We start from the raw sequence: 15,539 nt of genomic DNA on the forward strand, positions 1-15,539 counted from the left end.
TTCTCATTATGACGCACCTGACAGTACAGCAGCTCTCAGAGCTACGTGCACGATTGGAAAAAGATCGGGATACGATTCAGCGCAGGCTTCAGAATAATGAGCATTACGGCTTAGATGAATCCATGCGGGATGGTTCCGGAGAACTTTCCGAGAATGACAACCATCCAGGAGATGCAGCCACCGATTTGTATAATCGCTCCATGGACATTTCACTGTTAGAACGGGACGAGCATGAGCTGGACGATATTGAAGCTGCTTTATCCGCTATGGATAATGGCACTTATGGGATATGCAAGGCTAGTGGTGAGCCGATCCCTTTTGAACGTTTATCTGCCATCCCTTCCACACTTTATTGTAAAGAGCACAACCCGCGGCAAAACGCACCTTTCACTCGTCCAGTGGAAGAGGAGCTGTTATCTCCACCTTTCGGACGCACCAGTCTGGATGAGCGCGACGATCAAAACGGTTTTGACGGCGAGGATGCCTGGCAGATTGTTGAAAGCTGGGGTACCTCGAATTCTCCCGCCATGGCGGAGGGCAACAATATTGATTCTTATAATGATATGGAGATTGAAGCCGATGAGCTGGAAGGCTGCGTAGAGCCTTGGGAGAACTTTATCGCCACTGATATCACGGGCAACAATCTGATTGTAGTGCCGGGACGGAGCTACCAGCGTTATTTGGACAGTGACGAGGCAACCCATAGTCTTGATCCTCTCGAGGAAGACTAAACACAGATGTCCCATACACAAAATCATTTAAACGGCGTACTGTTCCAGTTTTAAGGAATGGTTCGCTGTTTTTAATCTTAACGTTTCGATGGCTATTTGAATTCTAGCTGACGCTGTACGATCCGCACAATATCCGCAATATAATCCCCAATGATCGGTAGATTGAGCGCGCCTAGTCCCTGAAGGATGTAAATAATCGTTGCCGCAAAAAAAGTAAAACCCAGTGCGATCCCAACTCCCCGAGCTGCTCCAAATAAAATATTTCTCCAAATCAACCGCCAAGGTGAATATAGCAGATCCGTATATTGATAAATTCGGGATTTTTCCAAAATATGAGCCCACTCAAAGGTCAATCGGTACATCGTATTCATTTTTTCTTCCAGCGGAATATCCTCGGGATTACGCGGATCTGCTGTTAGATACTCAGGATTAACTTCAGGAAAAGCCTTATTCTCCTTTTCCTTGTCTGGGTTATTCTTATTGCCGGATGTCTTAATGGAGATTCTCCTCTTGTTTCCCTCCACAGCTACGGCTCCTCTCCTATGTCTTTCCTTCGCTACAAAGTAAACGAGCCCGGCCAAAGAGAATTCATCTCCTTAAGCTCGGGACTCGTTAGTTTTGCGCCGAAATATAAAGACTATATTTCCCGCATAAACGGAAGATCTCCGTTTACACTTATGCCGCTAGTATATGCTGTTTTGGGACAGGTAATGCAGAATTATGCTTCGATATGGATACCGATGGATTTATCACCGACTTCTACCGTCTCAAAAGCATGTTCTCCATCAAAATCAACCGTAGTCACAAGTACATTGTCTCGCAGTACATTGTCAAATGCTGTAACAGCTGCTTTTAGCTCATCGTCTAACTTCAAAGTGAGTGCGATCCGTTTCTCGATCGGCAGATCCAGACGTTTACGGTAATCTTGAACCGCACGAATGATCTCACGAACCCAGCCTTCTTGTTCAAGCTCAGGCGTGATTTCGGTATTGAGCGCAACCGTAACTCCATATCCGGAAGCTGCGGCGAAACCTGCTTTGGCTTGTTTTTCAACAAGCAGCTCTTCAGAAGTGATTACAAGCTCTTCACCTTCAGGTGTCGCAATCGCGATTGAGCCGTCTTGCACCGCTTTACGGGTAGAGTCACTATCCATAGCTTTCAGAAAGCCTTGCAGGAAGCCTACGTTTTTACCGTATTTTTTACCGGCAACCTTAAGATTCAGCTTGAGTGTGAAATCAACAAATCCGCTGTCACTGTTCTCCAGCACGATGTTCTTGATGTTGATCTCGTCTTTGATGATCTCTTCATACTCAGACAAATGGAAGTCACGGTTCATCGAAACGATCAGCTCGGACAGCGGTTGACGATTCTTAATGCCTGTTTCGTTACGTACGTTACGCGCCAGCTCAACGATCTGTCTTGCACTTTCCATATCCTCTTCCAGCTCTTTATCGATCAAGTTCTCGTCAGCAACCGGGTAGTCTGCCAAATGCACACTTTCTCCGCCGCCAAGGTTCGTGAAGATATCTTCGGACAACATCGGTGTAAATGGAGCCATCAAAGTCGCTGTCGCCAAAAGCACATGAGTCAACGTACGGTAAGCATCCAATTTATCTTCACCTAGACCACTACCCCAGAAGCGGTCACGGGAACGACGGATATACCAGTTGCTCAGCTCATCCACAAAGTTCTCAATCGCTCTAGACGTATTCACGAAGTCATTTACCGCAAGTCCTTTATCCACCAAAAGAATCAAGCTGTTCAGATGGGACAGGATCCAGCGGTCCAGCTTATGTTTTGATACCTTAAAAGGATGATCGGCTGGGTCGTATCCATCGATGCCCGCATAAAGCGTTAAGAAGGCATGTGTGTTCACCAGCGTATCCACTACTTTAGATTTTGTCTCACCTACAAGACCACGCGAGAAACGTTTATTATTCCACGGTGCACTGTCGGACAAAATAGCCCAACGGAATGCATCCGTGCCGTAATCGTTCATGATTTCCCAAGGATCAATAACATTGCCTTTGGATTTGGACATTTTTTGACCATTCTCATCGAGGATATGACCGTGAGCAATAACTGCTTTATATGGAGCTTTACCCTTAAACAAGGTGGATACTGCAAGCAAGCTGTAGAACCATCCGCGGGTCTGGTCGATCCCTTCACAGATCATATCTGCCGGGTACTGATCATTCAGCTTATCCTCGTTCTCAAATGGATAATGGCTTTGTGCAAAAGGCATTGAGCCACTGTCGAACCATACGTCGATCACTTCCGATGTGCGAACCATCTCTGCACCTTCGCTAAACGGACTGCGCAGCTTGATCTTATCCACGAAAGGTTTATGCAGCTCGATATCTTCCGGAACATCACCAATCGCCATCGCTCTTAGCTCTTCAATGCTGTGTGGTGCAAACTCTTTGCCCGTTTCTTGACATACCCAGACGTTGAGGGGTGTACCCCAATAACGGTTACGGCTGATATTCCAGTCAACCAGTTCATCCAAGAACTTCCCGAAACGACCTTCACGTACATGCTCAGGGTACCAAGCCACACTGTTGTTGTTAGCAATCAGCTGATCTTTGATCGCTGTAGTGTTGATGAACCAGCTGTCTGTTGCGTAATACAAAAGTGGTGTATCACAACGCCAGCAGAACGGATAGCTATGCTCGTATTTCTCTTTACCGTAAAGCAATCCTTTTTCAGACAAAACCTTAATGATATCCAGATCGCAATCCTTAACAAAACGTCCCGCAAAATCAGAAACTACATCCGTATACTTACCGGAATTATCAACCACATTTACGAAGCTGATGCCATTCTCACGGCAAGTCTTGTAGTCATCTTCACCATGTGCTGGTGCCATGTGTACGATCCCTGTACCACTGGAATCTGTAACGAAAGAAGCACCTACGATAACATTACTTTTCTCTGCCTTAATATATCCGAATGGAGGTGCGTAAGTTTTACCGATAAACTCGGAACCTTTATGTGTAGAAAGGACTGTGTGCTCGCCTTTCATTACTTCTTCGACCAAGTTTTTAGCAACGATGTACACACCATCTTCTTGTTGCACACGTACATAATCCATGTCCGGGTTCATAGCTAGCGCCATATGGGCTGGCAAGGTCCAAGGTGTTGTCGTCCAAGCCAATACGTAGTCTCCGCTGTCATCCAGCTTGAACTTCGCAGTTGCACTGAGATCCTTAACGGTTTTGTAGCCTTGGGCAACTTCATGCGAGCTTAATGTAGTCTGGCAGCTCGGGCAATACGGGCTAACACGGTGTCCGCGGTAAAGCAACCCGTTCTCATGCACTGTAGCCAAGATGTTCCATACACTTTCGATATAGGTGTTATCCAAGGTTACGTAAGGATTATCTAAATCCGTCCAGTATCCGATTGCTTCTGTAAATTCACGCCATTGCTTCTCATAACCGAAGACGCTGTCTTTACATTCCTGGATGAATTTTTCTACGCCATATTCCTCAATCTCTTGTTTACCGGAGATGCCAAGCTTCTTTTGTACGCCTAGTTCTACTGGCAGACCGTGTGTATCCCAGCCTGCTTTACGTACTACGCGGTAACCTTTCATTGTCTGGTAACGACCGATGAAATCCTTGATTACCCGTCCCAGCACGTGTCCGATATGCGGCGCACCGTTTGCTGTTGGCGGACCTTCATAGAATACATAGTTTGGACGTCCCTCACGGTTCTCCATGGACTTGCGGAACGTATTCTCTTCGTTCCATTTCTTCAATATGCGGACATCTCTTGCCCGCGCCTTTTCTCTGACATCTACTTTTTGCATGTGATGGTCAATCCTTTCATGGATTAGTCTATAAAGCTCTTTTCGATCCTTGGGCGATCCTGGCAGCAGCTGCCACTTCTTTGCCCTGGCACCCGAGCTGCGATCCCGTAGGGCAGCAATCGCTCGGGGCGCCATTTCGCGACCTTGCGCAGCTGGTCGCGCACCGCTCTTGCCCTGGCTCCCGAGCCGCGATCCCGTTAGGGCAGCAATCGCTCGGGGCGCCAATGAGCGACCTTGCGCAGCTGGTCGCGCACCGCTCTTGCCCTGGCTCCCGAGCCGCGATCCCGTAGGGCAGCAATCGCTCGGGGGCTTCGGCGGCATTGCGCAGCAACCGCCCCTTCTTTCCGGGCACCCGAACCGTGATCCCGTTAGGGCAGCAATCGCTCGGGGTGCCAATGAGCGACCTTGCGCAGCTGGTCGCACCGCTCTTGCCCTGGCTCCCGAGCCGCGATCCCGCAGGGCAGCAATCGCTCGGGGCGCCATTTCGCGACCTTGCGCAGCTGGTCGCGCACCGCTCTTGCCGTTAAGGCCCCGCAGGCGAACCCGCCAGGGGAGCCTAAGAAGGGCCGCTCGTTCAGCCACATGAGTCCGTTTGTTTCCACCACCGTACCTATTTGCACGAGGCTTTACTTTGCGGGTGTCCAGAGGGCGGCAGCCCTTGGGGTCCCCCTTAGAAAGGGGGATTTAGGGGGATGGCCGCCCCGGAACAACAAAATAAGCGTCATCCCACCCCCAAAGGGGCGAGACGACGCTCGCGATACCACCCTAATTCTGCGCATGAGCACATCCTTAAGGGGAGTGTATTCAGCACAATCTCAGTCCTGCGCGTAAATCTTGTGCACAGGTCCGGTGTAACGTCCGGCAGACGGTTAAGCTTACGCACGATCAACGCTTCAGCTTAACTTCTAGGGGAAGATCTTCCGGCAGGGCTCGAACAATCGGCTCTCAGCAATCGCCGACTCTCTGGAGAACGTTACCTTGTCGTACTTGTCCCGTCATCGAATACATATAAACATTATACAGATATGTTCTATTTATAGACTTTTTGAATCTAAATGTCAACAGCCATTCGCCCAATCTAGCTATTAAGGACGTACTTGCGCATGGAGTTCACTTTATTATGGTCTATTTTATCGGAAAATAAAAATAGAGGGAATAGCTCCCTCTATTTAGCCAATTATCGTCTGAAACCTTTAGATGCGATGAAGAACATCATCCTTGAAGGCTACGTTCTCGCTCGCCTCACGACTCTCTAAGGCATTCCAGTCATCCTGTGATAACAGCTCCAGCTGAGCTTCCACTAATGTCCGGAAACGAGTGCGATAGATCGAAGCTTGCTTACGCAATTCTTCAGTCTCAATAGCAACCTTACGGGATTTGGATAACGCTTCGTTAATAATCCGATCGGCGTTTTTCTCCGCTTCCTTGATAATGAGCTGGGATTCCTTCTTGGAGTTGTTCTTCACATCATCCGCCGCTTCCTGAGCGACTAAGATCGTCTTCGATAAACTTTCTTCAATATTCACAAAATGATCCAGACGCTCTTGAATAGACAAAAGCTGATTCTGCAGTTCCTTGTTCTCACGGATGACGCTTTCGTAATCCTTGATCACTTGATCTAGAAATTCGTTGACCTCGTCCTCATCATAACCGCGAAGTCTCCGAGAAAACTCCTTGTTATGTATATCGAGCGGTGTTAATGGCATGCTGTGCACCTCCTAGAAATTTCGGACCTTCTTTATCTCTATATCGCAACTAAGCGGCAGACAAAGAAGAAAGACTGTACTTCAAGTAAAGGCAGAAGGTGTTTCTGTGTTCCGCCTGCCATTTATGGTCCGCCTCTTCTTTAAAGTATCGGCGTCCAGCTTTAAAAATGTTTGATTCCCTCGAAATAATCAATTTCGACAAGTAAGACCGTATTCCTGCAAGGGATTCACACAAATTTACCAATCTGAACACGGTATCGGCCCTTTTTCGTCAAACTGCCGACCTCTAGCACCTTGAAGCGACCGAAACCTTGAATAGATACCATGTCACCATCCTTAAGACTGCAGGATGGGTCTTCCTCCACTTTCCAGTTTACCCGAACGCGTCCAGCCTTGATGGGAGCAAGAATTTTGCTTCGGCTAAGCCGTGTTACATCTGCGGCAATGCCATCCAATCGCAGGGACGCTACAGTCAAATCCATCACTTCCAGCTTAACCTCACTATTACGCAAGGCGGAAAGGGGTAATACTTCCGTACTTACCTGTATCCGGTGCACTCCAGTTAAATTCATAGCTAAATAATCTGCAATATCAGCAGCGACTACAACATGACAACCATCGTCCAGAACATGAATATCACCGATTTTGCCTCGTTTAACGCCCAGCCCCAGAATAGAACCCATGTAGTCCCCGTGCTCCAAGGCCAGAAACTTCTGCTCCCCTGAGGTTATCGCAAGCACCTTCAGCTCCATGTCTTCCTGATCCAGATCACGATAATCAGGGGCGACAAGCGCTCGCTTCCGCTCTGCCTCAGCATGTCCACCCTCCCATTTAACAATCACGTCAGGATGGCGGTTAACTAAAGTTTGCAGAATAAAACCTTGGCGGGGATCGAGAAATTCAGTTAATTTAGTCTCATGATATTCTCCAGCGTTGGTAACCCATTCAAAGGCCTTGTCCACAAATTGACGTTCATCGGGATGAAAATGCCCGTAAACTTCGTTCTTCATCACAGATGCCTAAAAAATCAAATGCAGGATAGATTTAAGTCCGCCTGCTGCGAATTCCAAGACAAGTAATGCAATGATTGGAGAGATATCAAGTGTACCGAAGAGCGGTGGAATAAACCGTCTGAAAGGTGTTAAATACGGCTCTACGAGTTTGCTTAGCAGTTCTCCAATGAAGTTATCACGAACGTTGGGTAACCAGGACATTAGCACATAGAAAATAATCATGTAAAAATAGATATTAAACAAAATATCGATAATGTAATCAATTTGAAGCAAAGCCCATTCACCTCATTCTGTTATAGTCTTGATCGTCACCTAGGATTTCTGTAATGGAGCCTTGAATTTCAACAGTATCTGGAGTGCACATAAATATATTGCCCCCAATTTTAGAGATTCCTCCCCCAAGGGCATAAACAGTTCCACTGAGAAAATCAATAATTCTCATTGCTTGATCATTGCGAACACGCTGCAGGTTAATTACTACCGTCCGATGCGAACGGAGATGATCAGCAATCTCCTGTGCCTCATCATATGAACGTGGTTCATATAATACAACCTTGACATTTTTTTGCGAATGGATACTGACAACGTTGCCCCTTTGATTTTTGCGGGTTTCTACAGGGGCCGGCTCATACTCATCCTCTTCGTGGATTTGCTCCCGCTCCACAACTTCCTCTTCCTCCTGCAAGCCCAAAAAACTCATAAATCGGTTCATAACGCTCATCACGATCCCTCCTAATGGCCTACTAACACCGTACCCAGGCGTACCCAGGTAGCTCCTTCCTGTATCGCCACTTCAAAATCATTCGACATTCCCATGGACAGCTCCGTAATCGGCTCAGGTGTCAAAGCAAGTTGATTAAGCTCATCGCGCAGCTCACGAAGTCCGCGAAATACAGGACGGGTAAGCTCTGGATCACCTTCTAAAGGTGCCATCGTCATAAGTCCAATTACCTTAACGCGGTCCAAACTAGCGATTTCACGTAAAAATCCAGGTACTGCCTCAGGTGACAGACCGAACTTCGTATCTTCGCCAGAGATATTCACTTGAAGAAACACATTCACTTCCTGATCGGCGGCAAGCGCCTTTTTGTGTAATTCTTGCGCCAGAGACATCCGGTCCAAAGAGTGTATATATTGAAATTTTCCAATAACGTCTTTAACCTTATTGGTTTGCAAATGCCCGATAAAATGCCATGTCCCCTTGTCCCCTAAAACCTTCCATTTGTGCTCAGCATCCTGCCAGCGACTCTCGGCAATATGCTCTAGTCCTGCCTCCAATACGGAGGATACCATTTCCAGAGAAACATATTTCGTCACTGCAATTACCTTGACGTCATTACGATCCCGGCCGCTTGCCGCGCAGGCACGTGCTACACGTTCCTCTACCTCAGCAATTCTCTCCTGCAGTGTTAAAGACAACTTTCAACTCTCCTTTATTCCGATCCAGCTCGTCATTCTGCCTGTAATACCGTTTTCTTTGCGATATGAAAAAAACAAATCACGATTACAGCTTGTACACCATGTTGTACATTCGATATGAGTCGGCAATATTCCTGCTTTTATCATAATGCGTCGATTCATTTCTTTCAAGTTTAGCAAGTATTTACTCTGATCAGTCTCTGAGGCTCTGTAAAGCTCCACAGCATCGAAAGTTTCTATACCCTCATTCAAGCTGCCCTCCAACTGGCGAACATGCTCCATCACATAATCATCCACCTCATAACAGCAGTCGCCAATGGATGGACCGATCGCTGCCACAATATCATGTGGATTGCTGCCGTATACCGTTTGCAGCTTATTCACCATGGCTGCGGCAATCTGAGCCACCGTCCCTTTCCAGCCTGCATGCGCAAGACCGACGACTCTACGCACGGGATCATAAAAATAAAGGGGCACACAATCCGCATAAAAAGAAGTCAACAAAACCCCGGGCACATCCGTCAGCAGACCGTCCGTGGCTTGAAATGCCGATGCTCTGTCCTGTTGTCCCCGCCCACGGTCTACTTCCCTTACCACAGCTATCTCTGCCCCATGGGTTTGTTCTCCACAGGTCCATGCTTCCGGTTTGAAATCAAGAGCTTCGGCAAGCGCTCTCCGATTGCTCAGGACAGCTTCAGGAGCATCCCCAACGTGAAACGCACAATTCAGGCTGTCATAGGGCGCCTTGCTAGCCCCTCCCTGTCTACCAGTAAACCCCGCTGTAATCTCGTTATGCTCCACTCGCCACGGCTCCAGATGGAGCAGCATAAGCATTTCTTTCCCCTGCACAAACGGTTCCATTTCCTCACCTCCGCCTTAGTGTACCACATGTAAATACCCGTACAAAGTGACGCTTAAGCCAGATCGCCTAAATTCTTAAATAAAAAAACAAAAAACGCACCTAATTAATAAGTGCGCCGTTCGCTGCGATCTCCCCGCTCCAGATACATCGTTTCCCGCTCTTCCTGTCCCGGAGACATCCGTGACTCTTCAATCTTCACGAGCACTACATCGGACCCGATCTTGACTATATTCCGCCATGGAATAATCAAATCTGTCCCGCCTCCGAACAATCCCATAAACCGTGTGTATCCGGGTATAACGATGGCATCTATGACACCACGGCGCAAATCAAGCTCCAGATCACTAATCTGCCCCAGCCGCTTGCCATCTACAATGTTGATAACATCCTTCGTCTGAAAATCAGAGATCTTCATTTTTTTGGCAGACCCTTGATAATCCTCGTTCATCTCACCACCCCTGTACAATCCGACCTATAGTCCAATATATGATACGGAAGCTTGTCTACATTCATTAAAAAGAGGAGATCGCCCAAAATCCTTAACCCGGATTCTGGAATATCTCCTCATGGCTACTGCTCTAAGATTTCACGTGTTTTTGCATTTGCTGAATCGCAGATTTCTCCAGACGTGAGACCTGTGCCTGTGAAATGCCAATCTCGTCTGCGACCTCCATCTGTGTTTTCCCTTCGAAAAACCGCATGGATAAAATTCGTTTCTCCCTTTGTCCTAACTTACGCATCGCTTCACGTAATGCAATTTCTTCGATCCACGACACATCCTTATTCTTATCGTCGCTAATCTGGTCCATTACATAAATAGGATCGCCGCCGTCATGATAGATCGGCTCGAATAAGGACACTGGATCCTGAATGGCATCAAGAGCAAATACAACATCTTCCTTCGGCACACCCAGCGCTTCTGATATTTCGAATATCGTCGGTTCCCGCGAGTTCTGATTGGTCAGACTATCACGTACCTGGAGCGCCTTGTAGGCGATATCTCTGAGAGAACGTGATACCCGAATCGGGTTGTTATCACGCAGGTAACGCCGAATCTCACCGATAATCATCGGAACTGCATATGTGGAGAATTTAACGTTTTGTGATAAATCGAAATTATCAATGGCTTTCATCAGACCGATGCAACCCACCTGGAACAAATCGTCAACAAATTCTCCCCTATTATTGAACCTCTGGATAACGCTTAGAACAAGTCTAAGATTACCGTTTACCAATTTCTCTCTGGCGGATCGCTCGCCCTGCTGCTGCAGCGAAGTGAACAGTTGCCGCATTTCCACATTCGTTAGAACAGGCAGCTTAGCAGTATCCACACCGCAAATCTCGACTTTATTACGGGTCATGATGATTTACCTCCCAAGGAGAAACATTACTGTACATTATCTCCCGGGCTCGCCATTTTATTCCTTGCTAATTTCACCTTACACCATCTTGTTAAACTCCTTGCGCAGCCGCTTGATAATTCTTTTCTCCAGCCGCGAAATATAAGATTGGGAGATGCCAAGCAGATCGGCCACATCTTTTTGTGTCTTTTCTTCGCCTCCGCGCAGGCCAAATCTCAGCTCCATAATGAGTCTTTCCCGGTCACTCAGCTTTTCCAGTGCCTTTTGCAGCAGCTTGCGATCAACCTGTTCTTCTATGTTCCGATAAATGGTATCATTTTCCGTTCCTAATACGTCAGAAAGCAATAATTCATTGCCATCCCAATCAATATTAAGCGGCTCATCAAAAGAAACCTCACTCCGTGTCTTGCTGTTCCGCCGCAGATACATCAAGATTTCATTCTCTATGCAGCGGGATGCATAAGTAGCCAGTTTTATTTTTTTCTCAGGATCAAAAGTGTTCACAGCCTTAATTAAGCCAATAGCGCCAATCGAAACCAGATCCTCGATATTAATGCCGGTATTCTCAAATTTACGAGCGATATATACTACCAAGCGAAGATTGCGCTCAATCAACATCGCACGAACAGCTGCATCGCCGCTAGACAGCCGCTGAAGCAGATATTCTTCTTCTTCCCGTGTCAGCGGTGGAGGAAGTGCCTCACTCCCGCCAATATAATAGATTTCCTGACTCTTCAGCCCTAGTAGAAACAGCATGCGGTAATATTGCAGCTGCAGAGCAATTTTCCATTTGACCATTATTTGTTCCTCCTCCAAGAAGTGCACGGTTCGCGTGTGAAGCTTTCAAATCCCGCTTTCAGCCATCAGAAGTTTGGTTCAGCTAGCTTTAAAGATTAGGAAGGCAGTGCTGCATCAATAGCGCTCTCTTTTTGAGTCAAATCAGGATGTATTACAGCCCGATAGGCTCCATCCCCCGACAATGTCCCACCATCCAGCCCGATCAAGACTCTTTTACAATAAAAGATATCTTCACCAAGCTTTATCGTCACCTGATCAGGCTTCAGTGCAAGCATAAATGATGCCCCCCGGTTAACTCCCCTGTAAGGCACCAGTCGCATCCTGTCCTGCCAAGCAAACGACTGCCCGTCCGTTTCTAGTAAAAGTTTGTCCGCTCCGTCCTGAGTGAGTCTACCTTTCCATGTTTCAGGCAGATGTCCCTCCCAGAGCGAAGATTCCATAACCATCACCGGTATGCGGGTCAAAGGATCACAAAGCCGGTTACCTGTGTCTAGCAGGCCGGGACAGGAAACAGTCACTCCATCAATTTCTACTACCACCTCACCGATATAGGTTTCAAGCTGCTCCCTTCTGATTCGTGAGGAGTGCACTGCCTTGAAGCAGATTAACACCAGGGGAAATACTGCAATTACAAACCAAAAACCAATCTTTAGGCGGTAAGCATGCCCTCCTGAAGCAGTGAACATAATACCATTCCAAATATCACCGGAGCTCTGCAGCAAATAGTGAATACCTACAATCCCACCAGCAGCTGCGAAGTTGATAATATAAAAAGCTCCCATAGTGCGAAGGTAGCTTTGCAGACTCCCAAAACCAAAGGCAATCCATAGCATAACCACCGACAATCCAAACTTAATGAGGAAGGTATACATGAAAGACAACTCCGGCACAAACATCATCACCACATAGAGCGCACCAACCAGAGCTGAGAGGACTAGCCGCCACCATGATATCCTCAGCTTGACCATCCAGCCTGTCAGCCACAAAAGAATTCCGTCGATCACTAGATTGGCGGCGAATATCAAGTCAATATAAACAACCAGTGCATTCACCTGCTTACTATGGCGGAATCTATCCTGTAGCCAAAATGGATCAGGCTCTGTTTTTTTGGACGATATGATTAGTATAAAAAGTCTCGCTTTCAAAGTCTGTCTAAACTTGGGGGGCATTCTTAAGGTTTTTTTGTCGAGTTATAGCGCGGGAGGGTTTTATTCCTACTGAACAACATTTCACATAAAAAAAAGCACCGCATTGCCCTAGCTCTATTAGCTGGGGAATACGCTGCTTCATATCTCTTAATAAAAATATTTAATTAGTCATTGTTGCCACGATTACGGTTACGCAGGAACGTCGGAATATCTAATTGATCTGACGTATTCTGATTCCCGAACGGACGCAGATTAGCAGCGTTCTTATCCGGTGCTGCCGCTGGCTCGTTATTCGTCGAGACCGGACGGCGTCCTGGTGCTTCAGGTGATGGTTTATGTTCAAAGCCAGTAGCAATTACTGTTACTTTGATATCATCCTTCAGGCCTTCATCAATTATCGCACCAAAGATCATATTCACTTCAGGATCAGAGGCGGATGTAACGATCTCAGCCGCTTCATTGACTTCGTATAGGGAGAGGTTAGATCCTCCCGTAATATTCATGATTACGCCGCGGGCGCCTTCAATAGACGTTTCCAAGAGTGGGCTCATGATGGCTTTACGTGCTGCTTCAGACGCACGGTTCTCACCATTTGCTATACCAATTCCCATAAGCGCTGAACCGCGCTCTGTCATGATCGTCTTTACATCCGCAAAGTCAAGGTTAATCAGACCAGGAACCTTAATTAGGTCAGAGATACCTTGAACAGCCTGCCGGAGAACATTATCTGCTTCACGGAAAGCTTCCAACATCGGTGTTTTCTTATCAACGATCTCAAGCAAACGGTCATTTGGAATGACGATTAGCGTGTCGACTTTTTCTTTCAAAGCTTCGATTCCAAGCATTGCCTGGTTATAACGTTTTCTTCCTTCAAAAGTGAACGGGCGAGTAACTACACCCACAGTCAGGGCTCCACATTCTCTAGCAATTTCAGCTATAACTGGCGCCGCCCCTGTACCTGTACCGCCACCCATTCCTGCAGTAACAAATACCATATCTGCACCTTTAAGGGTATTCGAAATCAGATCACGGGATTCCTCCGCTGCTTTCTTACCGACTTCAGGGTTGGCGCCTGCACCCAAACCACGGGTCAGCTTGTCCCCAATCTGCAGCTTGTGCTCCGATTTGGCCATATGCAACGCTTGGGCGTCTGTATTAACCGTAATAAATTCTACACCCTGAACGCCGTTTTCAATCATCCGGTTGACAGCATTACTACCTCCGCCGCCCACGCCGATGACTTTTATTTGCGCCAAGCTCTCCATTTCAAAATCAAATTCTAACATATTGTTCCATCTCCCCCTCAATGTGCTTGGATGGCCGGTCCAAGTATATCTGGACTTACACTTATATAAACTCGCTAAACATATTTTTTAGACGCTCCACAAATCCGGGCTTCTGAACAGTTTCCTGACTCGGAGTGGCGTTCTGCTTGCTCCGGTTGACCGTCTTTTTGTTGCTGCTTCCACCACTGTTTCTTGCTCGGAAACTACGGACAACATTATGCAGAATACCGACACCGCCGGTAAACCCAGGGTCCCGTACACCGATATAATCCGGCACGGCGATGCGTACAGATGCAGCCAGCTCGGTCTGAGCAGCTTTCAATACACCCGGCATCGAGACAGTCCCACCTGTAAGTATATAACCTCCAGGCAGTTCACTGTAACCAAGCCGTTTAACTTCTTGACGAATCAGGTGGAATATTTCTTGCACCCTTGGCTCGATAATTGCCGCCAGATCCTCTTGGTTAAATTCCTTCTCCACGTTACTGCCAATGCGCAATACCTTGAAGACAACGTCTGAGGCTGCATCGTCAATCCATGCGCAACCATATTTAAGTTTTACCTTCTCCGCTTGATCAGTAAGTGTCCGAAGTCCGTAGGCAATATCATTGGTTACGAATTCTCCTCCGATCGGAATCGTGGAGGTTGCACTAAGAGAACCCTCTTCGTATATGGCTATTGTTGTTGAGCCCGCACCAATATCAACCAGAACAGATCCCATCGATTTCTCGTCCTTGGACAGCGCCAATCCACCAGCTCCAAGAGACATCAGCACAAGATCCTTTACCTTCAGCCCTGATTTCTCAACACAGCGTAGTAGATTATGTATTGGCGTCTTAGCACCCGTAATGATTGTTGCCTCAACTTCCAGACGAACACCAATCATTCCGCGCGGGTCTTGAATTCCTTCAAGACCATCGACGATAAATTGTTTGGGAACAACATCAATCACTTCACGCTCCGGAGGCATAGCAATGACTTCCGCAGCTTTAATTACGCGATCGATATCATCATCGCCGATTTCACGATCCTCATTCTGAACGGCCACAACACCGTGGCTGGATTGCAGGCCAATATGATTACCGGAAATGCCTACATAAACCTCTGATATTTGAATACCCACCATCTGCTCTGCATGATCTATAGCACTTTTGATCGATTGCACAGTTTGGTCGATATCTACAATCGCGCCTTTACGTATTCCTTCCGAATCAGCAGATCCAACGCCAATAATATTAAAGGTTCCATTGGTAACTTCCCCAATTATTGCCCGAACTTTGGATGTACCGATGTCCAAACTAACAATGATGTCATTGTTGCTCAAGTCCTATGGCACCTCCTGTTATAATCATAATTAATTGCATTACCTTATCCCGGTCCCGGGAAACTTCTCTGTACATATTC

At 47.0% G+C, this 15,539-nt stretch carries 15 protein-coding genes and 1 other annotated feature; of the genes, 1 reads left to right on the forward strand and 14 read right to left on the reverse strand.

What is annotated here, in order from left to right; translation table 11 throughout:
• Positions 1-8: 8 nt before the first annotated feature.
• Positions 9-731 carry a TraR/DksA C4-type zinc finger protein gene (locus tag NSQ66_RS22725; protein WP_036683605.1) on the forward strand — a complete coding sequence of 241 codons (723 nt, stop codon included), beginning with the start codon at positions 9-11 and terminating at the stop codon, positions 729-731.
• 92 nt (positions 732-823) lie between these two features.
• On the opposite strand, the gene NSQ66_RS22730 is transcribed toward NSQ66_RS22725, so the two are convergent.
• The 14 genes from NSQ66_RS22730 to ftsA form a co-directional block, all read right to left on the reverse strand.
• Positions 824-1,120: a DUF5665 domain-containing protein gene (locus NSQ66_RS22730; protein WP_051491300.1), complete on the reverse strand. Its 297-nt coding sequence runs from the start codon at positions 1,118-1,120 to the stop codon at positions 824-826.
• 329 nt (positions 1,121-1,449) lie between these two features.
• Positions 1,450-4,542 carry an isoleucine--tRNA ligase gene (gene ileS / locus NSQ66_RS22735; RefSeq protein WP_076141844.1) on the reverse strand — a complete coding sequence of 1,031 codons (3,093 nt, stop codon included), beginning with the start codon at positions 4,540-4,542 and terminating at the stop codon, positions 1,450-1,452.
• A 733-nt stretch (positions 4,543-5,275) separates the two neighbouring features.
• Positions 5,276-5,550 (reverse strand) — a binding site (T-box leader).
• A 185-nt stretch (positions 5,551-5,735) separates the two neighbouring features.
• Entirely contained in the window at positions 5,736-6,248 is a 513-nt protein-coding gene (locus NSQ66_RS22740) for a DivIVA domain-containing protein (protein WP_051491297.1), read from the reverse strand.
• 227 nt (positions 6,249-6,475) lie between these two features.
• Positions 6,476-7,258: a YlmH/Sll1252 family protein gene (locus NSQ66_RS22745; protein WP_038572849.1), complete on the reverse strand. Its 783-nt coding sequence runs from the start codon at positions 7,256-7,258 to the stop codon at positions 6,476-6,478.
• A gap of 9 nt (positions 7,259-7,267) precedes the next feature.
• Entirely contained in the window at positions 7,268-7,534 is a 267-nt protein-coding gene (locus NSQ66_RS22750) for a YggT family protein (RefSeq protein WP_036683616.1), read from the reverse strand.
• Between the two features lie 7 nt (positions 7,535-7,541).
• Positions 7,542-7,982 carry a cell division protein SepF gene (gene sepF / locus NSQ66_RS22755; RefSeq protein WP_036683619.1) on the reverse strand — a complete coding sequence of 147 codons (441 nt, stop codon included), beginning with the start codon at positions 7,980-7,982 and terminating at the stop codon, positions 7,542-7,544.
• Positions 7,983-7,993: 11 nt separating this feature from the next.
• A complete protein-coding gene (locus NSQ66_RS22760; RefSeq protein WP_038572851.1) occupies positions 7,994-8,680 on the reverse strand; it encodes a YggS family pyridoxal phosphate-dependent enzyme in 687 nt (228 codons plus the stop codon).
• A gap of 3 nt (positions 8,681-8,683) precedes the next feature.
• Positions 8,684-9,541, reverse strand: coding sequence for a peptidoglycan editing factor PgeF (gene pgeF, locus NSQ66_RS22765; RefSeq protein ID WP_076098551.1), 858 nt, complete (start codon positions 9,539-9,541; stop codon positions 8,684-8,686).
• Between the two features lie 104 nt (positions 9,542-9,645).
• Complete coding sequence (locus NSQ66_RS22770) at positions 9,646-9,990, reverse strand: YlmC/YmxH family sporulation protein (RefSeq protein WP_036683628.1); 345 nt, start codon at positions 9,988-9,990, stop codon at positions 9,646-9,648.
• A gap of 130 nt (positions 9,991-10,120) precedes the next feature.
• Positions 10,121-10,903: an RNA polymerase sporulation sigma factor SigG gene (sigG, locus tag NSQ66_RS22775; RefSeq protein WP_036683631.1), complete on the reverse strand. Its 783-nt coding sequence runs from the start codon at positions 10,901-10,903 to the stop codon at positions 10,121-10,123.
• 78 nt (positions 10,904-10,981) lie between these two features.
• Entirely contained in the window at positions 10,982-11,704 is a 723-nt protein-coding gene (sigE, locus tag NSQ66_RS22780; RefSeq protein WP_036683937.1) for an RNA polymerase sporulation sigma factor SigE, read from the reverse strand.
• A 92-nt stretch (positions 11,705-11,796) separates the two neighbouring features.
• Entirely contained in the window at positions 11,797-12,744 is a 948-nt protein-coding gene (gene spoIIGA / locus NSQ66_RS22785) for a sigma-E processing peptidase SpoIIGA (RefSeq protein ID WP_036683940.1), read from the reverse strand.
• Positions 12,745-13,013: 269 nt separating this feature from the next.
• A complete protein-coding gene (gene ftsZ / locus NSQ66_RS22790) occupies positions 13,014-14,135 on the reverse strand; it encodes a cell division protein FtsZ (RefSeq protein ID WP_076129065.1) in 1,122 nt (373 codons plus the stop codon).
• A gap of 61 nt (positions 14,136-14,196) precedes the next feature.
• Positions 14,197-15,459 carry a cell division protein FtsA gene (gene ftsA, locus NSQ66_RS22795; RefSeq protein ID WP_036683637.1) on the reverse strand — a complete coding sequence of 421 codons (1,263 nt, stop codon included), beginning with the start codon at positions 15,457-15,459 and terminating at the stop codon, positions 14,197-14,199.
• Positions 15,460-15,539 lie beyond the last annotated feature (80 nt).

The sequence above is a fragment of the Paenibacillus sp. FSL H3-0329 genome (genome assembly GCF_037963285.1).
Classification (GTDB): Bacteria; Bacillota; Bacilli; order Paenibacillales; family Paenibacillaceae; genus Paenibacillus_AQ; species Paenibacillus_AQ odorifer.